The following is a 24,931-nucleotide window of genomic DNA, read 5'->3' on the forward strand; positions in this document are numbered from 1 at the left end:
ATCACCACACCATCTCCACGCTCTCTTCGTCCTCGGCAAGCAGGCCGTCGAGGAAGCGGCAGAAGTCGTCGAGGCGCGGGTGATCGAACACATCGGAGACCTTGACCTGCACCCCGAACTCGGCGCCGAGCCGGTTCACTATCTGGATGGTCTGCAGGGACTGGCCCCCCAGTTCGAAGAAGTTGTCCGTGGGCGCCATGGTGGCGAGCCCCAGGATCTGCTGCCAGATGGCGCCGACCCGGTTCTCGGTCTCGCTGCCCAGGGTCAGGGCCTCGCCCCCCGCCTGGTAGGCGGCCAGCAGGCCCTTGCGATCCAGCTTGTTGGAGCCGGTGCGGGGCAGCTGGTCATAGTGGCGATAGTCGGTGGGGATCATGGCGGCGGGCAGCACCCAGGCCAGCTGCGCCTTGATGACCCGGCTGTCGCGCTCCGCCCCCGCCACGAAGGCCACCAGCCGGCGCACGCCGCCGATGCTCACCCCCTGCACGCAGGCCTCGTCCACCCCGGGCAGGGCCAGCAGCTGGGCCTCCACCTCGCCGGGCTGGATGCGATAGCCGCTTATCTTGAATTCGTTGTCGCGCCGACCGAGGTAGACCAGCCGGCCGGCCACCAGGCGCACCCGATCGCCGGTGCGGTAGACGGGCATTGGCTCCGCGCCAACCCGCAGGGTGCCAAAGCTCCCTTGCACGCCCCCCACATAGCCGTTGGCCAGCTGCGGGCCGAGCAGCACCAGCTCACCCTCGCTGGCGGGTTGCTCCCCCGCTCCCAGGATAAGCGCCTGCATGCCGGGCAGCGGCAGGCCGATGGGCAGCTGGGCCTGGCTCGGGTCTTCCTGCTGCAACTCCTGGGTGGTCACCACCACGGTCGTTTCGGTGGGGCCGTAGGTGTTGAACAGGCGCACATCGGAGCGGCCCTGACGCTGCCACTGGGCCAGCTGTTCGGGGTAGACCGCCTCGCCGCCGATGATGACGGTGGTAAGCCCGGCAGGAATGTGGGCCTGACCCGCCGTCAGCGCCACCACCCACTCGTTCCAGAACGCGGTGGGCAGGTCGAGGTGGGTGATCCCCATCTGCTCCACCCCGGCCGCAAAGGCGGGCATGGATTCGAGCAGGGCGTCGGTGCGCAGCACCAGGGTGGCGCCGGCGCTCAGGGTGGCGAACACCTCCTCGATGCTGGCGTCGAAGTTGAAGGGGGCGAATTGCAGCATCCGCGCTCCCTCGCCCAGGTGGTAGCGGCAGCGGGCGGCGGCGGCGAAGTGATCCAGCGCGCCGTGGCTCACCGCCACCCCCTTGGGCAGACCGGTCGAGCCCGAGGTGAACATCAGGTAGGCGACGGCGCGGCCGGCGGCCGGCTGGTTGAGCCGATCGTCGCTTACCAGATCCCCCGCCAGCAGGGTGCGCCCCTCAAACAGGCTGGCCAGCTTGTGACGGTACTCGGCCTGGGTGATCAGGGTCTTGACCTCCCCCAGCCGCAGAATATGGCCCTGGCGCTCCAGCGGCTGCTCGGGATCGAGGGGCACATAGACGGCGCCGGCCAGCAGCACCGCCAGCTGGGCGAAGATGGCCTGAGGGGTGCGGGCCAGCATGACCCCCACCTTGTCGCCGGGGACGACGCCTGCGGCCTGCAGGGCGGCCGCCATCTGTTCGGCTCTGGCCAGCAGCGCCTCGTAGCTGAAGCGGACCTCTCCCTGCGCCGTGCTCTGAATCAAGGCAATCTTGTGCGGGGTCTGGGCGGCGAAGTGGCAGAGCGCCTCCAGCACCGGCCGTACCTTGATCACTTCATGGGCGGAGCCGGCGATCAGGGCGCGGGCTCGCTGCTCGGCCAGCCAGTCGGCCTTGAGGGTTCCCTGGGTCTGGGCGGGCTCGGCCAGCCAGCGCCCCAGCAGGGCAAACAGGGTATCGGCGATGGCCGCCAGGTCTGCCTGACAGTAGCAGCCGGGGTTGGCGTCCAGATCCAGTCTGGGCTGGCCATCGACACCGACCTGCACCTCGATGGTGAGATCCTCCACCGGGCCGGCGCTGATGTTGAGAATATGGGCAGATAGCGGCCCGAAGCGGCGAGCGTGATCAAACGGCATGATGTTGACCAGCGGACCGAACAGCCGCTTGTCGCCCCCCACCAGGCCAAGGTCGCGGCGCAGCAGCTCGTAGCGGTAGTGCTGGTGCTTGCGCACCCCGCGCTTGGCCTTGGCCACGGCGCCGGCGGCGCCCGCCAGATCCAGCGTCTCATCAAGCGCAAGAGCCAAGGGGGTGATATTCATCTGCATGCAGGGCACGGTCAGCGACGCCGAGCCGATGCGGTTCATCATCATCAGGCCGAGCAGGGTCTTATCCTGGCCGCTCGCAAGCGACAGCTGGGCAGAGAGGCCGGCCAGCAGCAGATCGGGCCAGCCCAGCTTGTGCTCGTCGGCAAAGCCGGTCAGGGATTGCCACAGCGCCGCCGGCAGCGGGCGGCTCTCGCGGATAAAGTCGGCGGCAATCGGCGCGCGGGTCTCGCCAAAGGACTTCACCTCGGGCCAGCCTTGCAGCTGCTCCTGCCAGAAGGCGCGGGCGGCGGCGTTCTTGCCGCTTAGCTCGCGGCTCGCCTCTTCCGCCAGCACCTCCGCCAACGAACCGAAGGGCGATGGGGAGTTCATCTCACCGGCCAGCCCCTCTGCATACAGCTCGGCGATGCGCTGGAACAACAAGGTGGTGCCAAAGCCGTCGAGGGCGATGTGGTGCACGCAGCTGTAGAGGTAATCCCGGCCGGGGCCGCGCAGCAGGGCGAAGCGGCAGGGCGCATCTTGGGTCAACTCGAATGGGCGGCGCAGATCGGCCCAGGCCCAGGCGCGGGCCAACGTCTCGTCATCGCGCTCGAGGGAGGCCTCTTCATAGGCCAGGGGCAGCTCATGCGGGACGAAGCAGACCGCCTCCTTATCGTCTTCGAAGTGGCCCTTGAGCGCCTCGCACTCCCCCACCGCCTTGGCAAGGGCTGCGGCCAGCACGGCCGCCTCCACCTTGCCGTCGAAGGCGATGCACTCGGCGGTGTTGAACATCGCCTTGTCGTCGTTGAGCAGATGTCCGGACCAGAGCCCCTGCTGGGGAATGGTCAAGGGGAAGCGGTTCATGGGGTCACCTCCAGCGCCTGGGCTGCCAGCTTGGCCTCGATGAGACGCCACCAGCCGTTGAGGGTCGGCAGCTTGGCGAGATCCACGAAGCCGAGCTCCACCCCGGCGGCGCGCCACTCGGTGAGCAGGGCCATGATCCGCACCGAATCCAGACCGTAGTCGATGAGGTTCTCGTCGGGGTCAAACTCCCCTTCCTCCTCGTCGATGTGGCTCAGCAGCCGTGCCTTGAGCCCCTCGTAGGTCAGCAACGGCTTGCTCTGGGCGGCAGAAGCAGAAGCGGAAGCCGGGGCAAGGGCCAGCACCTCCTCGCAGCGGATCACCTTGCCGCAGCGGGTCGCCACATAGTCGAGCGCCATCTGGTGATCGGCCAGGGAGAAATCCGCCACCCCGTCCGCCAGGAAGAAGGGCTGGATGTCGCGCATGAAGGCGTCGCAGGCGGTCATCATGCAGCCGATATGGCCGTAGATGCCGCCGATGATCAGCTGATCCCGCCCCAACTCTTTGAGCATCTGCTCGAGCTCGGAGCGCTGGAATGCGCTGTAGCGCCACTTGACCAGCACTGTGTCGTCACGCTCCGGGCGCAGCGCTGCGACCACCTGCTGCTGCTCGGGCCGTTTGTTGAGACCAGGGCCCCACATGTCGTTGAGCAGGGCGCGATCTTCAGGGGATTGATCCTTTGGCTGGGCGGTGTAAAAGACCGGTATGCCAAGGGCCTTGCACTGCTTGCGCACGGCGGCCAGGCGCTCGGTGAGGGCCGCGATCAGCGGGCTGTTTTCACCATAGAAGGCGGTGAAGTACTCCTGCATGTCGTGGATCAGCAGGGCGGCGCGTTTGGGTTCCAGAGACCAGTTGACCTTGTTGGCCTTCCACTGGCTGGGCATGGCGTAATTGTTCAGGGTTGGGATAGCCATAACGTCATGATTCCTTTTTAGTTTTATGCTGTTGTCAGGGGCTGGTTGGCAGCGATGGCGTGCGCAATGCGCGCCCGCAGCCCCTGCTTGTCAATCTTGCCCACCGCCGTCATGGGCAGGGCATCCAGGGTTTCGAAACGGTCGGGCAACTTGAAGTCCGCCACCCCGCGTTCGCGCAGAAACTTGCGCAAGGCCAGCGGCTTGAGCCCCGGCTCGGTGGTGACGATAAAGGCGCAGCTCTTCTCCCCCATGGCGCTGTCGGGCATGGAGACCAGGGCCGCATGGGTGATGGCCGGGTGGTGCAGCAGCTGGTTTTCCACCTCTTCCGCCGCGATCTTCTCGCCGCCCCGGTTGATCTGATCCTTCTGCCGCCCGACCACGGTGAGGTAACCATCGGCATCCTGTACCACCAGGTCGCCGGAGCAGTAGAAGCCCTCGGCATCGAACACCCGGGCGTTGTGGGCCGGGCTCTGGTAGTAACCGCGGAAGGTATAGGGGCCGCGGGTGTGCAGGGCGCCAGGCTCGCCGGGGACGACCGGATTGCCCGCCTCATCGAGAATGCGCACCTCGTCGTCCGGGCTCATGGGGCGACCCTGGGTGTGAATGATTTTCTCGTCGGGGTCGTCCAGCCGGGTGTAGTTGACCAGCCCTTCCGCCATGCCGAACACCTGCTGCAACCGGCAGCCGAGCAGCGGCCCTATCTTGCTGGCCACCGCCTCCCCCAGCTTGGCGCCGCCCACTTGCAGCAAGTCGAGGCTCTCGAGCTGAGTGCGCGCAGTGGGGTCCGCGTCCGCGGCCTGCAGCCAGAGCGAGACCGCCGGCGGCACCAGCGAGGTGAGATTGACCCGGTGGCGGGCAATCAGCGGGAAACAGCTGATGGGGCTAGGATCCGGCGCCAGCACCACGGTGCCGCCTGCCTCGAACACCCCGAGCGCGCCAGGGGAGCTCAGGGGGAAGTTGTGGGGCGCCGGCAGGGTGCACAGATAGCGGGTATGGGGACCGAGGCCACAGAGCTCAACGCTGCGGCGCACGCTGTAGTAATAGTCGTCATGGGTACGGGGAATGAGCTTGGGAGTGCCGGTGCTGCCACCAGAGAGCTGGAAGAAGGCCACCTCGTTCGCCGGGGTCGGGCCACATTTCACCGGCTCACTCTCAGCCACCTTCGCCAACCAGCGGCTTAGCCCCAGTTCCCCTGCGTCGCCATCCAGCAGCGCCAGCTCGGCGCCGATGCTTGTCAGCAGCTCGCTCTCGCGCCCCTTGCTCGCAAACAGCGGATGAGCCAGCGAGCCGATAAAGAGGCGCGGTGTGATCTGCTCGGCATAAGAGAGGAGCTCCAGCCGGTTGTGGCTAAAGAGCGCATTGACCGGCGCAATGCCGGCCTTGAGCAGGGCAAAGAACACCAGATAGAACTCGGCCACGTTGGGGAGCTGCACCAGTGCGGTATCCCCTGCCCCCAGGCCGCGGCGGGCCAGATTTGCGGCCAGCCGGCTCGAGGCGGCGTCCAGCTCGCCATAGTTGAAGCGGCGCTCGCCGCAGAGAATGGCCTCGGCGTCGGGGGCCTGCTCGCACTGACGCACCAGCATGGCTGTCAGCGGCTCACCGCGCCAATAGCCCTTGGCGCGGTAGCGCTGGGCCAATTCGTCGGGCCAGCGGGTATAGGGCAGGAAGCGGTTGGTATCGCTCATTGCGCGACCTCCGGACTCAGGTCCAGGGCTTTCAGATTTGGCTGCCCACTCGGCCAGCCCAGATATTGAAGCTGCGTCATTGCGCCACCTCCAAATCCAGGCCCAGGGCCTTGAGCATGGTCCCCAGCTTGGTGCCGGTCTCGGCCCACTCCATGGCGGGATCCGAGCCCGCGACGATGCCGGCGCCGGCAAACAGCTCCACCTGATGGCCATCGAGCACGCCGCAGCGGATCACCACGGCCCACTCGCCGTTGCCCTGACTGTCGCACCAGCCGACGATGCCGCTGAACAGGGCGCGCCGGAAGGGCTCCTGCTCACGGATAAACTGGCGGGCGAGTTCGGTAGGATAGCCGCACAGGGCCGGGGTGGGATGCAGCTGGCAGGCCAAGGAGAGCACCGATGCCTCGCCACCGTGCAGTCGGCCGGCGATGGGGGTACCCAGATGCCAGAGGGTATCCGTGCTCATCAGGGAGGGGCTGGACGGGATCGCCAGCTCGCGGCAGTGGGGGGTCAGCACCCGGCGGATCTCGTCGATCACCAACTTGTGTTCATGCTGATCCTTGCGAGAAGCCAGCAGCTCCCGGGCCACCATTTCGTCTTGCGCCGGCTCGCTCGCCCGTCTGGCGGAGCCCGCCAGCGGATGGGTGAACACCTCTCCCCCGCTGACCCGCAGCAGCAGCTCCGGGCTGGCGCCAAGCAGGCGGCGCTCCTGGCCAAGCGGCAGGGAGAAGTGGAAGGCATGGGGATTCTGGGCCATCAGACGAGTTATCACCCGCTTCGGATCGGCGGGCTGATGCAGAGTGAGTGTCAGCTTGCGCGACAACACCACCTTGGATAGCCGGCCTTGTGCAAACGCATCCAGCGCCGCACTGACCGAGGCCTGGAATTCGCTGGCCGGCGGGGTGCTCTGCACCGAGATGACCCGGTTGGCCTCGACGGCCTGTTCGGCCGCTGTCACCGATGACGGCTCTGTCGGGGCCAGTTTATCGCCCCGCTTATAGCGGCTGGGCACATAGAGACAGGAGGCCTCCGCCGGGTCGAACGCGAAGGCACCGATCAGCAGCGGGTTGCTCTGGCCGGCGGCGCTGGCCGCGGCCAGCGCGTCGGCAATCTGTTGTTCCAGCAAGGGCCATTCACAGGCGGGGGTGGTGATAGGCTGGCCCAGGTCAGTAGCACTGATCGTGCCCTGCCCCGAGGTAAACAAGAAATCGGGCGGTGACGCAGCCTGGGCAGGCGCGCTATTTTCCATCACAAGAGTATCCACGTTACACCCTCAAATATGATTCAAAATGATAATGATTATCAATTTGTATTTGTGCGGCGGTAAAATACTCGCTTTGAAATCCCCCGGTCAATGGGATTTTTGTGCCGATAAAACTGGAACTTATCTGTGGATATTGCCCGTCGTGGCCCACCGTGCAGGGCCTACCCCTCTTGCCCGTATGAGCACCGCTGCCAACACCCCATATGAGGCTGCGACAAAAACCGCGGTCTCACCGCCCGCGCTGGCAGCGAGCGCCATTTCCCCCTAAGATGGCGCCATCTTCATGACCATTGTTTCAACCCACGGGATCCTCGATGTTAAAGCACCTGCTTCTGCTCCCCCTCAGCCTGCTGCTGGCGGCCTGTTCACTCACCCAGTACAACGTCAGCGAAGGGGAGATCAACCAGTACCTCAAAGAGAGGGTCGCCTTCGAAAAACAGCTGGGGATCCCCGGCATCATGTCTAGCAAGATCCGCCTCGATGAGATGCAGAGCCGCATCGGTCGCCGCCAGGCTGACCGGGTCGAGCTGGATGCCGCCGGCGACCTGCAGGTGATGAGCCCGCTCGGCAGCCAGCAGATGAAGATCCGCTTCTCCCTGAGCGCCCGCCCCGACTACGTGGCCGAGCAGGGCGCCATCTACCTGCGCGATCTCGAGCTCATCTCGGTCAAGACCGAGCCGGCCGACGTGGGTACCGCCCTCACCCCGCTGCTGCCCACCTTCAACCAGTCGCTCTCGCTGTTCCTCTCCCAGACCCCCGTCTACCGGCTGGACGGCAGTCGTAAGAACGAAGCCAGGATCAAAGATAAAGTCGAGGCACTCAAGGTGGAGCCCGGCCGGCTGGTCATCCCCTTCAAGCTGCTCTGACCCCCAACCGCGCCCCTCTTATCTTCAACTCCCGGGGCGCGGTTTTTTCTTCTCAAGCTTCCCCCTTTGCCTCATAATGCACACCATTCTCATTTAGATTCATGAGAAGCGTCATAATAAAATCAAACATATGGTGAGAAGGGACATGAGAAAAACCGTACTGGTCCAGGCGATCGCATGCGCGATCCTGAGCGGCGCCGCACACGCCGCCGTCAAGGTAGAAGACAAGACATTCAACACCGCCGCCAACATGCTGGCCTACACCGAGTTCGAACTCTCCGGCGAGCCGCTGGCCGAAGCCCTCGGTCTGGATCTGGATGTGCTGGACGCCAACCGCGCCGACGAGCCGACTCCGTTCGACTTCGCCGCCGGCATCGAATCCTACGAATACTCCGAAGAGGCGATGTACGCCCTCAACTATCAATCCGGCATGGGCCCGCACCTGGTGAACGGGCCGCAAAACCTGGCTCGTGGCGGCACCATGGCCACCCTCGGCCAGCGGGTGCTGGCCATGGCCGATGCGGTCGGCTTCCCGGCCGATGAAGTGCCGCAGGGCATGTATCCCCTCTCCCTGCCCTACGCCTCCGCCAACCCGGAGTTCGCGCAAGCCGTGAACGCCACCCCGGTCAACGGCGACCAGATCACCATCAAGACCGCCAAGGGCCACGAGAAGAGCGTCAAGACCCAGGTGCCGGCCTACTTCCGCGACTACGCCACCCTGCGCTGGAGCGGCAGTGACAACCTGCTGGTACCGGCGGCCGTGGGCGGCATCCTGCTCAAAGAGGTGATGTGGTCCCAGGACTTCCTCGGCGGCATGCACGTGGCCGAGACAGATGAAGAGGTGGAAGCCGCGTCCGCCACCATGGATCAGGACGGCAAGCACAAGCTGGGCGTCTCTGCCGCCGACGGTTTCAACGGCATGATGCTGACCGAGCAGTCCATCGACAAGCTGGCCATCCTGCAGGGTCAGCTCGGCTTTGACGGCAAGCAGCTGGGCGCCAGGATCACTCCGCAATACGATCCGGCCAAGGGCATCGTCTATTTCCCCCATCAGGTGAAAGTGACCGAGACGGCCAAGAACGACGTCGGCGCCATCGGCAAGCTGGAGGTGGTGGATGGCTCCGCCCAGCTGCGCGACGCCTGGATGATGCTGTGGCCGCTCTCCGAGTTCTACGCCTTCAGCGATCAGCGCAGCGCCAACACCAACCAGAACCCGGCCTTCCACGCCGTGTTTGACGGTGCCCCGTTCGCTGCCGCACCGGCCGCCAACAAGGGCAGCGATGCCGCCAAGCTGGTAGCGGGTGACGATGCCTTCTCCCTGGCGCTGAACCTCTCCGGCATGGTGTTCAAGAACCTCAATGCCCTCCACTTCGAACCCAAGGCCGGCACCCTGGTGGACAGCTGGCAGGCCGGCAAACAGGCCAAGCACGTCACCACCTTTGACGCCGCCTACAGCCTGGTCGCCCTGCAGATCTTCCAGCGCGCCCAGGATGCGCTGCCGGTGGGCTACGCCGCCGGTGACAATGGCGAGCTGAACCTGAAAACCGCTCAGGGCCAGCAGGCGCTGGTGCTGATCCGTCAGCAGGCCGACTTCATCCTGGCCAATCTCAAGGGCAAAAATGGGCTGGTGCACGATGGGATCACCCTGGGTGGCAAGCTCGATGCCGGCCAGTCCATCGATGCGCAGTTTGCCGCCATCCGCGGCCTGACCGCCGCCTTCCTGGCCACCTCGGATGCCAAGTACCGCACCGCTGCGCGCGAGCTGTTCATCGCCGCCGACAAGGCCTACTTCAACCAGAAGGCCGGTACCTGGCTCGCAGGCAAACAGGGTGAATACACCCCCTGGACCCAGGCCGCCATCTCCGGCGCCCTGCGCTCCGCCATGCTGAACCTGCGCAACGAAGGCAGCGAGAAGGCCCCGGCGCTGGAGCTGGCCCAGCTGACCCAGCGCTACGTGAGCTGGTTCCGCGGCACCGTCAACGGCGGCATGCAGATGGCCGAGTGGATCGGCGACTCCGGCGAGAACGTCATCGAAGGGGCCGGTGGTGACACCGACGAAGATGGCGTCCCGCAAGTCACCGCCGCCGGTGGCAAGCACGGCACCGCCATGGTGATGGCCGCCAAGGCGCTGATCACCGAGAAATAATCAGCCACCGGCTGAACAGCAAAAGGGAGCCTTATCGGCTCCCTTTTTAATTGTGGCGTCTGGCGTTGGCAGTGACATCACCCCAGCTTGGCCAGCATCTCCTTGGTCACCAGCACTATGCCCTGCTCGGAGCGATAGAAGCGGCGGCTATCCTCGTCCGCGTTCTCCCCCACCACCAGGCCATCGGGCAGCTTGCAGCCCTTGTCCACCACCACCCGGCGCAAGCGGCAGCCGGAACCTATCTCGACCCCGGGGAAGATCACCGCCTGATCCAGGGTGCAGAAGGAGTGCACCCGCACATGGGTGAACAGCACGGAGTTGAGCACGAAGGAGCCGCTGACAATCGACCCCCCCGCAAACATGGAGTTGATGGTCATGCCGTGCTGGCCGTTGCGGTCCTGCACGAACTTGGCTGGCGGCGTCATGGTCTGGCTGGTCCAGATGGGCCAGTTCTCGTCATAGATGTCCAACTCGGGCACCACGGAAGCGAGATCCATGTTGGCCTCCCAGAACGAATCCAGGGTACCCACGTCCCGCCAGTAGGGTTTCAGCCCCTCCTTGGCCCCCACGCAGGACATGGTGAACGGGTGAGCAAACGCCTTGCCCTCCCCCACGATGCGCGGGATCACGTCCATGCCGAAGTCATGCTTGGACTCCTGGTTGTGGATGTCCTCCTCCAGCAGTTGATAGAGGTACTCCGCCTCGAAGATGTAGATGCCCATGGAGGCCAGGGAGACGTGCTCGTTACCCGGCATGGCGGGCGGATTGGCCGGCTTCTCCACGAAGGCGCGGATCTTGCGCTGCTCGTCGATGTCCATCACCCCGAAGGCGGAAGCCTCCGCCCGCGGCACCTCGATGCAGGCCACCGTCACCTTGGCGCCGAGGCGCACGTGATCGAGCAGCATGGCGGCATAGTCCATCTTGTAGATGTGATCCCCCGCAAGCACCACTATGTATTTGGGGCCGTAGTCACGGATGATGTCGACGTTCTGGTAGATGGCATCGGCGGTGCCGCGATACCAGTGCACCTCGTCCACCCGCTGCTGGGCAGGCAGCAGGTCGATGAACTCGTTCATCTGATAGCGCAGGAAAGACCAGCCCGATTGCAGGTGACGCAGCAGGCTGTGGGACTTGTACTGGGTCACCACCCCCACCCGGCGAATGCCTGAGTTGATGCAGTTGGAGAGCACGAAATCGATGATGCGGAACTTGCCGCCAAAATGGACGGCAGGCTTGGCGCGGTTGTCGGTCAACTGCTTCAGGCGACTGCCCCGTCCCCCCGCGAGCACCAAGGCCATACTCTGGTTCAATAGTTGCCGTGCTTTGGCAGTATTTACGGGTTCTAACAACATAATTACCTCTGCCTTGTTTTGATCCATTCTCGATTCATCTTCGCCTGTTTCCGGCGTCATGAAAGTGGTTTCACTCACATTTAACTGATTTCAATTGGCCCTTTTCCAGGAGTTGAGCAGGATCGCATGCTTTGCGATGCGAGCTTGGTTAGAATTTCAGCATCAACGACATCATCAAGGATGACACCATGTTGAACAAGCTCGGGAGCAACCAGCTGATGGTGATGGCTCTCATCTGTGCTCCCCTGCTGATGCTGCAGGGGCTCTGGCTCGCCTTCGTGAGCACGCCGCTCACCCTGCTGCTCATCCTCGCCACCAGCCTGCTCGGCTTTGGCCTGCTGATCCGGCTGGTGATGAGGCTGCAACAGGCGGATCGGGAGAGACAGGAGCAGGTGTGGTGCCGGGCGCTGCAACTGCGCGACCCCACCTGCCTGGAGACCCCGACAGCCCAGGCCGCCCTGCAGCAACTGCTCGCCCATTTCAACGAAGCCGAGCTCGATGCCCACCGCCAGATCAATGAACTGCACCACCAGGCGACCCAGGACGAGCTTACCCAGCTACAAAACCGCCACGCCTTTCGGCGCGACATGACCGAGCTGCTGCAGCGGGATCAGGATACCCAGACCGCCACCCTGGTGCTGGTCCGCGCCACCGAGCTTGGCAAGCTCAACGCCCAGCGCGGCTTTCAGTCGGGGGATGCCTACATCAAGGATATTGCCAACCTCATCACCAGGGTGGTGAACCGCTTTCCTGGCCATCAGGTCTACCGCATCTCGGGGGCCGACTTCGCCGTGCTGGTTCGGCCGGAGGCCAACATACCGCCTCCCCTGCTCGGGCGGGATCTGAAGATCGCCTTCGATCACTACCAGCAGGAGCATGAGCTGGAGAGCGCCGCCTACTCGGGGCTGACCCGGCTCAGCAGCGGCCAGAAGGTAGAAGCCATTCTGGCCCGGGCGGATCTGGCGCTGGCCCGCGCCCAGACCGAGGCGGTCAACGGTTGGGCCATCCAGCAGGATGACAACGTGGTGGAGCTGCAGGGGCAGCATCACTGGAAGCTGGTGCTGACCGAGCTGCTGGAGCAGGAGCGGATCGACTTTACCTATCAGCCAATCCAGCCGATGCACCGCAGCATGCTGGCCTACAACGAGATCTACCCCCGCTTCAGCAGCGCCGACGGTACCGTGCTGCCCACCGACACCCTGTTTGCCATGGCCCAGCGGCTGGACATGGTGATGCGGCTGGAGCAGATGCTGGTGACCCACTTCATGCGCCAGTACCGGGCCTTTGGCTCCAACCAGAGTCGCTGGGGCATCAACCTCTCCAGCAATCTGCTGCAAAACAGCGCCTTTCTGATCTGGCTGGACCGACAGCTGCTCAACGATCCCAACACCAGTGCCAACCTGGTGTTCGAGCTGGATGAGGAGCACCTGGAGCGCAACCTGACCGGGGCCAAGCGGGTGTTCGAGCTGCTCAGACGCAACGGCAGCCGCTCCGCCATCTGCAACTTCGGCAAGGGGATCGGCTCGTTCAATCTGTTTCGTGAGCTCAAGCCCGACTACATCAAGCTGGATCCTGCCCTCATCACCGGGCTGGAGCAGGATCTCACCAATCAGCAGTTCGTGCGGATGATCGTCGACGTGTCACACCGGATGGGGTGCCAGGTGATTGCGGAAGGGGTCGAGCAACTGGGCCAGAAGCAGCTGCTGCAGGGCATGTATGTGGACGGCTTGCAGGGCTATCTCATCGCCAGGCCCCAGCCGCTTCGGCCGGACATCAGCCAGCTCGGGCTCTTTACTGAGGATGCTTCAACTTCAACAGAGTCAGAATGATGTCGTTGAGCTGGCGATAGCGCTCCAGCTCCTTCTGATCGTAGCGGGTCGCCAGGGCGGTGGGATTGTGGCGGTTCTTGAGGTAACGGTTGATCTGCAGCCGGTTGAAGCCCGCCACCTGATAGACCTGCCCCAACAGGGCATTGAGCTCCTCGTTCTCAAGACCGGCCTTGGCGAGGTAATCCTCCTGGGCCGGGCTCTCCAGCTGGCAGCTCTGCTTGGCGATGCGGCCGGTCTCCTGCAGATAGCTGAGCCACTGCTCCAGATAGAGCGGCTTGCAGCCCGCCAGCAGATTGAAGAAGCCCACCGCATCGCAGCGGCAGTCGGTCAGCAGCAGTACCGCCAGTCGATCGTCATCACAGTGAAAGGTGACGGGGCCGCTCTGTCCCCAGTCCAGCGCCTGAACCCGGATCTCGGCCCGCTCCCCCGCAGCGCCGGTGACGTCGAATACAAACATGGCTCCTCCCGCTCGGCAAAAGGTTGATGATGGACCATCCCTTTGGCGGGTGCAAAGGCAAATCGCCTTTTCATTCAGTATTCTGCAAGCCGGCCATAAAAAAAACCGACATCCATTACGATATCGGTTCTCGTCACGCGGGCCAAGGCCCGGTTCAATGCAGCCTGGTTCAGGCGTCCAGTTCCACCAGCGCCTTGGCCAGCTCGATGGGTTCGAGCTCCTGCCCTTCCAGATCGGCGTTCCAGTTCGGGCCGACCAGCACGTCGTCTTCGTCCAGATCGTTGATCCAGATGTCGAGGAACTCTTCCAACTCGATCACTTCCGGCTCGTAGTCGGCCCACTCGTCCACGCAGTGCAGACGGGCGTCCTCTTCGGCGGACCAGAGCGGCATCACGTCCGCATCTTCGAACTCGGCTGAGCGGCAGACCACCCAGTCTTCACCGTAGCGCAGACCCCACACCTGACCCGACTCGCGGACTTCTTCGATGAACAGTTGGAAATTGGCGTCAAGATTGTCAGTTAACTTACTCATGGGGCTCTCTCTTTAATCGGGTGCTGCGGCCACGGCAGTGCCGAGTGGCAATGCGGTGGCCAAATGGTGTCGCAAAAGCGACATGGACTCAAGCATCTTGGGGGTTATCACACAAAAAACTGCCCGATGGCGGGCTTTACCTGACAAAACGCCTCCCGAAGGAGGCGTTTTCAGCGCAGAGGGCGGGATCAACGCTCCCAGTACACCTCTTCCAGGCTGTCTTCCTTCTCCGGCAGACCGCGCGACAGGCGCGGGCTGCTCTGGGCCAGCACCTCGTAGCTCACCCGGTTGGCGTACTTGCACACCTGGGAGAGCGAAGAGTAGGTGAGGAACTCGGCCACGTGCTTGGCGGAGTTGGGCACGGCACTGCGGTGATAGGCGTTGGCCACCATGTCGTGCAGCACGGCGGAGAGCGCCCCGTCCCCTGCCCCGTTGGTGTTCTTGATCTTCTCCGGCCCGCCCATGTAGGGGGAGATGTGGGAGTAGATGCGCTTGGGCACGCGGCAGCCGCTGCGGGTCATGGGGCGGCTGAACTCGTACATGTTGAACTCGGGGATGACGCCGGGCAGCAGCGGCAGGGTGGTTTCGCGCTTGAAGTCATCTTCGGTGTAGGCAGCCATGTAGAGCCCCACCGGACCTGCGGTGCAGAGCACCATGTCGGCCCAGTCCAGCGCCTTGTCGGCGGCGGCCAGCGGATCGGAGAAACCGGTCAGGGCCTCGCCCTCTTCCTCGTTCATGGCGAGCACGGTGACGTTCTCGCTGATGAAATCGCGCCACCACTGGGGGTCGGACTCGATGACGAAGCGGGTGCCCAGGGTCAGCACCACTGGCACGCCGGCCTCGCGGGCATAGCGCACCGCGGCCATGGCCGCTTCCTTCATCGGAGTGCCATCTTCACCGCGCACCAGGTAGGCGGTGATGACCAGGGCGGAGGACTCCTTGATGATCTCCTCGGGGATGTGGGCCACATCCAGATGGTCCATCTTGCCGGCGTTGATGCCAAAGCTGCGTTCGCCCCCTTCGGTGATGAAGGTGAAGCAGCGGCCGACCGGGCCGTCTACCGGTTGCAGGTAGTCCAGGTTGACCCGCGACGAGGTGTTGCACAGATAGCGGTAGGCGTAGCTGCCGATGCGGATGTCCTGGCTCATGACGCCGAGCAGGATGGAGTGGGAGTCCGCCAGTACCGAGTAGTTGTGCATGGTGTTGCCGATGGTGCCACCGGCAAATTCGCTCACCACCATGTTGTTGCTCTTGAGCTCGTCGTAGATCTGCTCCGCCACCTCATCGGAGATGAGCATGGAGTGGCCGCGGCTCAGTCCGTAACGCTCTAGAAACGCCAGGTCAACGTGCGCTTCGATGTCGACCAGCGTCTGGTCAATCCCGACCACATAGGCCTTGCCCCGCTCCGAGAGCTCCGCACTCTGGGAGATGAGGGGATCACGACGATCCACTGGAAAGTAGTGTTTGGACTTGCGCTGACCGGGAAATTTCATGGCAATGTTCTTGTGCTCTGGGGGAAAGAGGGGCGGGATTTTAACACAATCCGCCGCGCCGAAAAGTCGCCTGATTAAAATATGAAGTCAGTATAGACAAGGGTTGCAGAGGAAAACGTTTACCAAACCCCATCAAAAAAACCACCTAGCGAGGAGGTGGTTTTGGGGCGAAGAAGACTCAGCCGGCGGCGAGCCCGCTGGCCAGCGCCAGCACCGAGAAGAGCCCGAGCGAGAGCCAGAAGAAGAGGGTGCCGAAGAGGCGCGGCATGTTCGGCGCCTTGGGGATCTGGATGCCGATGGCGTGCAGGATGCGCCCCACCAGCAACAGCACGCCGCCAAGGTGCAGCCAGAAGGCACCGACTCCCGCCAGCTCGCACAGCGCCATCAGCAGCAGGGTGAGCGGCACGTACTCGGCGAAGTTGCCGTGGGCCCGGATGGCGGCGCGCATCTCCGGCGCCTCCCCTTCCCCTATCATCACCTTGAACTGGGCGCGGCGCTTGACCACCCAGAAGGAGAGCAGCAGAAACAGCAGCCCCAAGAGGCCGGCGTAAATCAGGGTGATATGCATCATGATGACACTCCTTCTCCTTGGATAACGAACAAAACACGGCCCGCTCCGGGGTACGGCACGGGCGGCGTGTCGATCAGGCCAGCTCGCGGCAGATCAGCGACACCATCATGCGGATGTGGGCCTGATCGCTGTTAAGGGCCGGAATGTATTCAAACTGCTCGCCCCCGGCGGCCATGAAGATCTCCCGGTTCTGCACCTGGATCTCCTCCAGGGTCTCGAGACAGTCGGCGGCAAAGGCGGGGCAGATCACATCGAGCCGCTTGATCCCGGTTGCCGGCAGGCCGCCGATGGTCACGTCGGTGTAGGGCTTGAGCCACTCCTCCTTGCCAAAGCGGGACTGGAAGCTGGCGGTCCACTGGCTGGCGTCCAGCCCGAGCGCCTCGGCCAGCAGCGCGGCGGTGCGCCGGCACTGCTGACCATAGGGATCCCCTTCCCGCTCATAGCGCTCGGGAATGCCGTGGAACGACATCAGCAGGTGCTCGCCCTGGCCGTGCTGTTCCCAGTGGCGGCGCACGCTCATGGCCAGCGCCTGGATATATTCGGGGTGAGCATGGTAATCACGAATGAGCCGCACCACCGGCAGGTTGCGCTCTTTTTTCATCGCCCGGCTCCAGCCATCGAACACCGAGGCGGTGGTGCTGACCGAATACTGGGGATAGAGCGGCAACAGGATCACCCGGTTAACCCCCTTGGCCTTGAGCGCCTGCCAGCCCTCCTCCAGCGAGGGGGAGCCGTAGGTCATGGCCAGCTCCACCGGCACCTCGACCCCTTCGCGCCTGAGCTCCTGCTCCAGCGCCGCGCGCTGCTGCTGGCTTATCACCATCAGCGGCGAGCCCTGCTCGGTCCACACCTGCTGATAGAGCTTGGCCACCTTGGGGGAGCGGGTCGGCAGGATGATGAAGTGGAGCAGCGGGCACCAGAGGTAGCGCGGCAGGTCGACGACCCGCTGATCGTGCAGAAACTGGCTGAGAAACGCCTTGACGGCGGCCGTGGTGGGCGCGGCTGGGGTACCCAGATTGACCAGCAAGATCCCGGTTTTCGTGGTCACGTTTGCTTCCTGTCTTTCTGTTGTTATGTCTTATATGCAAGAAAGGGCCCTGTCGGGCCCTTGTCTCAATGGCACATTGCCGCTGGCCCCTGAGGGACGATGGCAATGGCGGGCTTAGCCCAGGATGGTCGCCAGCTGCTTGCTGACCAGTTCCACCGGCTGGGTGCCATCAATCTTGACGTAACGGGTGTTGCCCGCTTCCGCTTCCTTGCCGTAGAAGCCGATGAGCGGTGCAGTCTGCTGATGGTACACATCCAGACGCTTGCGCACTGTGGTCTCTTCGTCGTCGGCACGGATCACCAGATCTTCACCGGTCACGTCGTCCTTGCCTTCCACTTTCGGCGGGTTGAACACCACGTGGTAGGTACGGCCGGAGCCGGAGTGAACGCGACGACCGCTCATGCGCTTGACGATCTCTTCGTCCGGCACGTCGAATTCCAGTACGAAATCCACGGCAACACCGGCGTCCTTCATGGCTTGCGCCTGGGGAATGGTGCGCGGGAAACCGTCCAGCAGGAAGCCGTTGGCGCAATCCGGTTGGGCAATACGCTCTTTGACCAGGCCGATGATGATGTCGTCAGAGACGAGCTGACCTGCGTCCATCACGGCTTTGGCCTTGAGGCCCAGCTCGGTGCCCGCCTTGATCGCGGCACGCAGCATGTCGCCGGTGGAGATCTGCGGAATACCGTGTTTTTCCATGATGAACTGAGCCTGAGTACCCTTGCCGGCACCCGGAGCCCCCAACAGAACAATGCGCATACACGCTCCTATTGATTGGTTATTCAATTCTTGAGAAGGCAAAAAACTACACGGTTTCGCTCATTTCCACAAGCTTGCCCCGTGTGAGTGACTTATTTTTCACCATTTTCCCGTCACGGCAATACGACCATTGGCGCAGAACCGTGTACGAAAAATGAGTGAAAATGCAGCAGCGCTGCACGCAACTGGCGCCCGCCCCAAACGGGGCAGGCGCCAGAAAAGAAAGAGCCCACTGCACGCAGTGGGCCCAAACGTCATGCCTGGAGTAACAGACGGTTGATACGGGAGACGAAGCTCGCCGGATCATTGAGCCCGCCCTGCTCGGCCAGCTGGGCCTGTTCGTGCAGCAGGGTGACCCACTCGCCGAACAGTGCCTCGTCCTGGATGGTGTCGAGTTTCTTCACCAGGGCGTGGTCGGGGTTCAGTTCCAGAATGTACTTCTGCTCCGGCACCGGCTGGCCGGCGGCGCGCATCAGCTTGATCATCTGGGTGCTCATGCCGTGGGCATCGGTGACGATGCAGGACGGCGAGTCGGTCAGACGGTGGGTGACGCGCACCTCTTTCACCGCCTCACCCAGGCTCTGCTTGACCCGCTCCACCAGACCGGCGTTGGCTTTTTCAGCCTCCTCCTGCGCCTGCTTGGAGGCTTCGTCTTCCAGATCGCCGAGATCCAGCTCGCCACGGGTGACGGAGACCAGCTGCTTGCCGTCGAACTCGGTCAGGTGGCTCATCAGCCACTCGTCGACCCGCTCCCACATCAGCAGCACTTCGACACCCTTCTTGCGGAAGATCTCGAGGTGCGGGCTGTTCTTGGCGGCAGCGTAGGAGTCGGCGGTGATGTAGTAAATCTTCTGCTGGCCTTCCTTCATGCGGCCAACGTAATCCTCCAGCGACACGGTCTGGGCTTCGCCCTCGCCGGCGGTGCTGGCAAACCGCAGCAGTTTGGCGATCTCTTCGCGGTTGGCGTAATCCTCGGCCGGGCCCTCTTTCAGCACATTGCCGAACTCGCTCCAGAACTTGGCGTACTTCTCGGCGTCGTCCTTGGCCAGCTTGGCCAGCATGGTCAGCACGCGCTTGGAGCAGGCCTTGCGCAGGGAGACGGTCACCTTGTTGTCTTGCAGGATCTCGCGGCTGACGTTGAGCGGCAGATCGTTGGAGTCCAGCACCCCTTTGACGAAGCGCAGGTAGGTCGGCATGAACTGCTCGGCGTCATCCATAATGAAGACGCGCTGCACGTAGAGCTTGAGGCCGTGCTTCTGCTCCCGGTTGTAGAGGTCAAACGGTGCGCGGGCCGGCACGTAGAGCAGGCTGGTGTACTCCTGCGCCCCTTCCACCCGGTTGTGACCCCACAAGAGCGGATCTTCGAAGTCGTGGGCGACGTGCTTGTAGAACTCCTGATACTCCTCGTCTTTGATGTCCTTCGGGTTGCGGGTCCACAGCGCAGTGGCGCGGTTGACCTGCTCCCACTCGCCCGGGGTGCCGACGATGGTTTCACCGTCTTCTTCCCGATCCGGGGTACCCTCTTTGAACATCTCCACCGGCACGCTGATGTGGTCGGAATATTTGCTGACCACGGAGCGCAGGCGCCAGTCGTCGAGGAACTCGTCCTCTTCGGCACGCAGGTGCAGGATGACATCGGTACCGCGACCGGCTTTGGTCACGTCAGCCACGGTGAAGGAGCCTTCCCCTTCCGATTCCCACTGCACGCCCTGGCCCGGTTCGGTACCGGCGGCGCGGGAGACCACGGTCACCTTGTCGGCGACGATGAAGGCGGAGTAGAAGCCCACCCCGAACTGACCGATCAGCTGGGAGTCGCGGCCCTGATCACCGGAGAGGTTCTTGAAGAACTCGGCGGTGCCGGATTTGGCGATGGTGCCCAGGTGCTCGATCACCTGATCCCGGGTCATACCGATCCCGTTGTCGGAGATGGTCAGGGTCCGTTTTTCTTTATCAACCACCAGGCGAACGCGCAACTGGCCGTCGTTTTCGAACAAAGAGGCATCGGAAAGCGCCTTGAAGCGCAGCTTGTCCGCCGCATCGGAGGCGTTGGAAATAAGCTCGCGCAGGAATACTTCTTTGTTGGAATAGAGGCTGTGGGCCATCAGGCTCAGCAGTTGTTTGACTTCAGTCTGAAACCCGTGGGTTTCGGCATGAACGCTTTGGGTCATCGACACTATCCTCAGGCGATTCGGGTTGAACATATTCCCGATCCAAGATGGGGCCGGTGATCGCCATTTCAAGGGGACAAATGCAACGAATGGTGCGAATGGCGATTTTTGCGCCAATCGAGGCTGGGGCCCCATCCTGCGCAAACAAAGAACCCGCCGGGGCGGGTTCTGGTATCGCAGGCTGAGTCGCGACGCAGGACCTGTTGAAGAACAGCCGCTGGCTCAATTCAGGGGCTGACGCTGACTCAATTCAGGGGCTGGCGCCCCATCAGGGAGTGGGAGAGCGTGGTGCCGTCCACCAGCTCCAGCTCGCCGCCCACCGGCACCCCGTGGGCAATCCGGCTCACCTTGACGCCGGCGGCGCGGGCCATGTCGGCGATGTACCAGGCGGTGGCATCCCCCTCGATGGTGGGGTTGGTGGCCAGGATCAGCTCGCTGATCGCCTCGTCTTTCAAGCGTCGCTCCAGGATCTCCAGCCCCAGCTCCTCCGGGCCAATGCCGTCCAGCGGCGAGAGGTGACCCATCAGCACGAAGTAGCGGCCGGAGAACTGGCCGGTTTGCTCGATGGCGGCCACGTCTGCCGGGCTCTCCACCACACACAGCAGGCCGTTCTCTTCGCGCTTGGGATTGGCGCAGATCTCGCAGCGCTCGTTTTCGGTGAAGGTGCGGCAGTGGCTGCAGTGGCCAATCTCGGTCAGGGCGCGAGAGAGCAGCTGGGCCAGCCGCAGGCCGCCGCTGCGCTCACGCTCGAGCAGGGTAAACGCCATGCGCTGGGCCGACTTGGGGCCGACACCCGGCAGCACCTGCAGGGCTTTCATCATCTCATCCAGCAGCGGGCTGAATTTCATGGGCTTGGTATCCTTTGACGCTGTGTCGGCCGCGGCGCCCTGACAAACAAGGAGCGCGACCGAACCTATCTTGTTGGCGCAGGACTATACCCGAGCCAACCCCGAGCGCCAATGGCCTTGTGCCCTCAGCCCTCTGCCGAAACGGGGGATGATGCCGCGCTCGCCAGCAGGATGCGCTGGCGACCGCTGTAGATCTCGGCCCGCCCCGGGCGGCAAAAACCCACCAGGGTAAGCCCGGTCTGCTCGGCCCGCTCCACCGCGAGCTCGGTGGCGGCCGAGATGGCGAGCAGGATCTCCACCCCGGCGCTGGCGCACTTTTGCACCATCTCGAAGCTGGCGCGGCTGGTCACCAGGATGGCGCCGTCGCGCCGGCCAGTGCGACACAGGTGGCCCACCAGCTTGTCGAGCGCAATATGGCGTCCCACGTCCTCGCGAATGGCGAGGATGTTGCCCTCGCCGTCCACGTGCACGGCGGCATGGGTCGCCCCCGTACTCTGCCCGAGCAGCTGGAGCGGGCGCAGCGCCGCCAGCACCTTGTCGATATGCCCCACCGCAAAACGCTGGCTGTCGGGCAGCCTTGGCTGGACACGCACCACCTGCTCCAGGCTCTCGCTGCCGCAGATGCCACACCCGGTGCGCCCGGCCAGGGTGCGCCGTTTCTCTTTCAGGCGATGAACGCAGCGATTGGCCAGGGTGATGTGCAGCTCGATGCCGCGGCAGGCGCTCTGCTGCTCGATGTCGTGGATATCGAGCAGGCTGTCGATGATCCCCTCCGACAGCGAGAAGCCGATGGCAAAATCCTCCAGATCGGCGGCCGAGCACATCATCACACTGTGGGCGATGCCGTTGTAGACCAGCGCCACCGGAGTTTCACAGGGCAGTTGCATGGCGCTGTCGGTGGTGACGCCGCGCTGATGGTAATGGACCACCTCGCGATGGGCGCTGAGCGCCTGCGGGGTGTCGGGATCGAGTTCAAGCAACATCTGGTGGCCCCTTAGTTGAGGGTGCGGGGATCTTTGGCCGAGATCCCGAGCCGTTTCATTTTCGACAGCAAGGTGGTGCGCTTCATGCCAAGGCGCTGGGCCGCGCCCCGCTCGCCGGCAACGATGCCGTTGCACGCCTTCAGCGCCCGGATGATGCTGACCCGCTCATCTTCCCCCTGCGCCTCGTCACCCTGCGGCAAGGCGGGCAGCGGCTCACGAAACAGCTCCCGGGCCGGCTCGTCATAGACCAGGGTCTCTATCTTGTGAAAGCCCTTGAGGGGCAGCAGCTCGTCCGGCGAGAGGTTGAGCACGTGGCCGCGGGTCATCACCACCGCCCGCTCGATGATGTTCTCGAGCTCGCGGATGTTGCCGTACCAGGGGAGCGACACCAGCATTTTCATGGCGTCGGCCGGGATGGAGGTGATGGTGCGGCGCATCCGCTTGGCGATCTTCTTGATGAAGAAGTTGACCAAGAGCGGAATATCCTCGCGCCGCTCGCGCAGGGGCGGCAGCTCGATGGGAAAGACGTTGAGGCGGTAATAGAGGTCGCTTCTAAAGCGCTTGTTCTTGACCATGGAGAGCAGATCGCAGTTGGTGGCCGCCACCAGCCGCACATCGATGGCAATGGGGTTGCTGTTGCCCACCCGCTCCAGCTCGTGCTCCTGCAAGACCCGCAACAGTTTGGGCTGCAGATCGAGCGGCATGTCCCCCACCTCGTCGAGGAACAGGGTGCCCTTGTGGGCCCGCTCGAAGCGGCCGATGCGCTGGGTCAGCGCCCCGGTGAAGGCCCCCTTCTCGTGGCCGAACAGATCGCTCTCGATAAGGCCGGTGGGGATGGCGGCGCAGTTCACCTTGACCATCTCGTGATCGTGGCGGGCACTCAGGGCGTGAATGGCCTGGGCGATCAGCTCCTTGCCGGTGCCGGTCTCCCCCAGAATGAGCACGGTGCAGTCGCTCTGGGCCACCAGCTTCACCTTCTCCAGCACCCTCTCCATCACGGCGCTCTGGTAGATGATGTTGGCAAAATCCCCCTGCGGCGCGGGTCCATCGACCCGAAGGGTCTTCTCCCTGGCGCCGGTGGTGTTGGAGATCTCCTGCTGCGCCTGCACGTTGTTCATGGCAATCGCCGTGCGCGCCGCCACTTGTTCGAGCAGCGAGATATCGAGGTCGGCGAAGAAATCCGCCTCGGGGTGGGAGAGGATCAACACCCCCAGCAGGTTGCCCCGATAGCGCAGCGGCAGAATGCAGGAGCTGTCGGCGTCGGGGGGCAGGATCTGGGAGGTGAAGCGGCAGCTCGACTGACAGCCGTGGCCCTGCTCGCGATAGAGGAAGAAGGGCTCGCTGTGGCCGAGCGCCCCCTGCAGGCAGTTCTTCTCAAAACACGAATGGTTGATGATGCCGGGCTGTTCACGCTGCTGCTGATTGACCAGGTAGCTCTTGAAGCTGTCGGAGGTGGCGTTGTACTCGGCCAGGCACAGGCTGCTGATGCCAACGTGGTGGTGCAGTATGGTGAACAGGCTCTGGGGCAACTCGGCGATGCGCACCAGTTTGATCACCGCGTTGGTCACGTCCACCAGGATCTTGCAGCTGTCGCGCTCAAGGCGCAGGGAGTTGGCCTGCTCCAGGGTGCGCTCCTTGTCCAGCACGTTCTCCAGCGCAATGGCGACGATGGCCGCCAGCTGGGTCAGCTTGGCCAGGGTCTCCATCGGGAAGGCATTGGCCTCGCAGCTGATGAACTCCACCCCGCCCAGGTGGCTGCGGGCGGTGGTGATGGGCAGCTGGCAATAGGATTGCAAGCCGTCATAGACAGGGGTGCTCGCCAGCTGTTCGCAGCGGTGGCGAAAGCGGCTCGCCGGCAGCACGATGGCCTGCTCGCGGGAAAAATGGAGATCGGCCTTGCGGCAGATGAGGTGAGCCGGCCCCTGCTCCCCCAAGTAGTAGAAGACCGCCTCCTCCCCCGTCCCCAGATTGAGGATGAGGTTGACCCGATCCACCTGGCGAAAGCAGGGCTGGATCCGGTTCAGCTTCTTGATGAAGTCATCCAGGGTGACGGCGGAGAGCAGGTTCTTGGAGAGGGAGAGAAAGCCGTCATCCCAGATGGGTGAGATGTCGGTCAACGGAATGGCACTCACATTCAGCATTCAGGCCTCGCATTACATCTAGATGGGTACCCTTGCCGGCCAATTGCAGCACGGCAACAACGGTAAACAATGCATCAGCCATCGCAGTCAGATGTTATAATTAATTTTTAAAAACTTAACGCTTAATTATAAAAACTAACATGCAGCGAAATAGCATCGCGCAGATTATCGCAGGATGGCTGGCATAATAAGTTAGCCCCATCCCCATTACAACCAAGCCGGCCCTGGCACATATTACAGCTCCGTCAGCGGATATTTCCCGCCGCGCCCAAATATGGCGTCACTATCGCCGTCATTCGCCGCATATCGCCGCCAACTGGCCCATCCTCTGCCCCTGTTGCCGCTGTCGCAGGCTCATGAGGAGAGCAGCCGGTAGTTGTGCAGCTTCAATCCGCCGAAGATGAAGGCGGCGGAAAAGAGCTGAAGCCCCAGCAATAACCCACTGATATTGTCAGCTATTTCCACCGACACCACCCGATGGGTGAGATAGACCCCGAGCCCCAGCACGCCCGCCAGCAAGCAGTTGACCAGGGTGGTGGAGAGAAAGGCGATGAGCCAGGCCGCCTGCACGCTCAATGCCGCCAGCACGGCGCTCATGGCGATGCGTGCGGCGATAAAACAGCCGAAGAAGGCAAACCCCAGCAGAAATATCAATTCGTCCTGCCATAGAAAACACCCAATCCCTAACAACATCACCAGCAAATAAGCGGAGACATAAAAGATCCCGAACGAAAGATTTAATTCATTTTTCATGATGGACACCTGCCAGCTGAAA

At 63.3% G+C, this 24,931-nt stretch carries 19 protein-coding genes; 3 read left to right on the forward strand and 16 right to left on the reverse strand.

Annotated elements, in window-relative coordinates; translation table 11 throughout:
- Position 1: 1 nt before the first annotated feature.
- The 4 genes from amoF to G5134_RS03835 all read right to left on the reverse strand — a co-directional run bounded on the left by amoF (position 2) and on the right by G5134_RS03835 (position 6,963).
- On the reverse strand, positions 2-3,103 hold the full coding sequence (amoF, locus tag G5134_RS03820) for an amonabactin biosynthesis non-ribosomal peptide synthetase AmoF (protein WP_065018068.1): 3,102 nt from the start codon (positions 3,101-3,103) through the stop codon (positions 2-4).
- Positions 3,100-4,014, reverse strand: coding sequence for an isochorismatase family protein (locus tag G5134_RS03825; RefSeq protein ID WP_065018067.1), 915 nt, complete (start codon positions 4,012-4,014; stop codon positions 3,100-3,102). Before G5134_RS03825 ends, amoF begins: the two co-directional genes overlap by 4 nt.
- Positions 4,015-4,037: 23 nt before the next feature.
- Positions 4,038-5,699, reverse strand: a complete 1,662-nt coding sequence (locus tag G5134_RS03830; RefSeq protein WP_206866884.1) for a (2,3-dihydroxybenzoyl)adenylate synthase — start codon at positions 5,697-5,699, stop codon at positions 4,038-4,040.
- 76 nt (positions 5,700-5,775) lie between these two features.
- Positions 5,776-6,963: an isochorismate synthase gene (locus G5134_RS03835; protein ID WP_065018065.1), complete on the reverse strand. Its 1,188-nt coding sequence runs from the start codon at positions 6,961-6,963 to the stop codon at positions 5,776-5,778.
- Between the two features lie 314 nt (positions 6,964-7,277).
- Here G5134_RS03835 and G5134_RS03840 point away from each other — a divergent pair, with 314 nt between their 5' ends.
- Both G5134_RS03840 and G5134_RS03845 read left to right on the forward strand, forming a co-directional pair.
- Positions 7,278-7,829, forward strand: a complete 552-nt coding sequence (locus G5134_RS03840; protein ID WP_065018064.1) for a lipoprotein — start codon at positions 7,278-7,280, stop codon at positions 7,827-7,829.
- A gap of 145 nt (positions 7,830-7,974) precedes the next feature.
- Positions 7,975-9,975, forward strand: coding sequence for a hypothetical protein (locus G5134_RS03845; protein WP_065018063.1), 2,001 nt, complete (start codon positions 7,975-7,977; stop codon positions 9,973-9,975).
- Between the two features lie 77 nt (positions 9,976-10,052).
- Here the strand turns inward: G5134_RS03845 and glgC are convergent, their stop codons facing one another.
- A complete protein-coding gene (gene glgC / locus G5134_RS03850) occupies positions 10,053-11,327 on the reverse strand; it encodes a glucose-1-phosphate adenylyltransferase (RefSeq protein ID WP_005301813.1) in 1,275 nt (424 codons plus the stop codon).
- A gap of 188 nt (positions 11,328-11,515) precedes the next feature.
- Here glgC and G5134_RS03855 point away from each other — a divergent pair, with 188 nt between their 5' ends.
- Entirely contained in the window at positions 11,516-13,156 is a 1,641-nt protein-coding gene (locus tag G5134_RS03855) for an EAL domain-containing protein (RefSeq protein WP_017765834.1), read from the forward strand.
- On the opposite strand, the gene G5134_RS03860 is transcribed toward G5134_RS03855, so the two are convergent.
- The 11 genes from G5134_RS03860 to G5134_RS03910 form a co-directional block, all read right to left on the reverse strand.
- Positions 13,119-13,613: a hypothetical protein gene (locus G5134_RS03860; protein ID WP_017765835.1), complete on the reverse strand. Its 495-nt coding sequence runs from the start codon at positions 13,611-13,613 to the stop codon at positions 13,119-13,121. The two genes, G5134_RS03855 and G5134_RS03860, sit on opposite strands and share 38 nt — an antisense overlap.
- Before the next feature lie 169 nt (positions 13,614-13,782).
- Positions 13,783-14,145, reverse strand: a complete 363-nt coding sequence (locus G5134_RS03865; RefSeq protein WP_005301823.1) for a DUF2750 domain-containing protein — start codon at positions 14,143-14,145, stop codon at positions 13,783-13,785.
- A gap of 188 nt (positions 14,146-14,333) precedes the next feature.
- Positions 14,334-15,638 carry an inosine/guanosine kinase gene (locus G5134_RS03870; RefSeq protein WP_010633745.1) on the reverse strand — a complete coding sequence of 435 codons (1,305 nt, stop codon included), beginning with the start codon at positions 15,636-15,638 and terminating at the stop codon, positions 14,334-14,336.
- Between the two features lie 178 nt (positions 15,639-15,816).
- A complete protein-coding gene (locus G5134_RS03875; RefSeq protein ID WP_005301828.1) occupies positions 15,817-16,209 on the reverse strand; it encodes an MAPEG family protein in 393 nt (130 codons plus the stop codon).
- A 73-nt stretch (positions 16,210-16,282) separates the two neighbouring features.
- The gene (gene hemH / locus G5134_RS03880; protein WP_024941937.1) at positions 16,283-17,257 is read right to left on the reverse strand and encodes a ferrochelatase; all 975 of its coding nucleotides are present in this window, start codon (positions 17,255-17,257) and stop codon (positions 16,283-16,285) included.
- 114 nt (positions 17,258-17,371) lie between these two features.
- Entirely contained in the window at positions 17,372-18,016 is a 645-nt protein-coding gene (gene adk / locus G5134_RS03885) for an adenylate kinase (protein WP_005301834.1), read from the reverse strand.
- 254 nt (positions 18,017-18,270) lie between these two features.
- Positions 18,271-20,184 (reverse strand): molecular chaperone HtpG, encoded by a 1,914-nt coding sequence (gene htpG / locus G5134_RS03890; protein ID WP_065018062.1) that lies wholly within the window; start codon positions 20,182-20,184, stop codon positions 18,271-18,273.
- 245 nt (positions 20,185-20,429) lie between these two features.
- Positions 20,430-21,032 (reverse strand): recombination mediator RecR, encoded by a 603-nt coding sequence (gene recR / locus G5134_RS03895; RefSeq protein WP_010633741.1) that lies wholly within the window; start codon positions 21,030-21,032, stop codon positions 20,430-20,432.
- 125 nt (positions 21,033-21,157) lie between these two features.
- Positions 21,158-22,015 (reverse strand): formate dehydrogenase accessory sulfurtransferase FdhD, encoded by an 858-nt coding sequence (gene fdhD, locus G5134_RS03900; RefSeq protein ID WP_065018061.1) that lies wholly within the window; start codon positions 22,013-22,015, stop codon positions 21,158-21,160.
- 11 nt (positions 22,016-22,026) lie between these two features.
- On the reverse strand, positions 22,027-24,156 hold the full coding sequence (locus G5134_RS03905; RefSeq protein WP_421231869.1) for a sigma 54-interacting transcriptional regulator: 2,130 nt from the start codon (positions 24,154-24,156) through the stop codon (positions 22,027-22,029).
- A gap of 354 nt (positions 24,157-24,510) precedes the next feature.
- Positions 24,511-24,909, reverse strand: coding sequence for a hypothetical protein (locus tag G5134_RS03910; protein WP_195878474.1), 399 nt, complete (start codon positions 24,907-24,909; stop codon positions 24,511-24,513).
- Between the last annotated feature and the right edge of the window lie 22 nt (positions 24,910-24,931).

Origin of the sequence: Aeromonas sp. 600276, from assembly GCF_049175815.1 — a bacterium.
GTDB classification, from domain to species: Bacteria; Pseudomonadota; Gammaproteobacteria; order Enterobacterales; family Aeromonadaceae; genus Aeromonas; species Aeromonas dhakensis.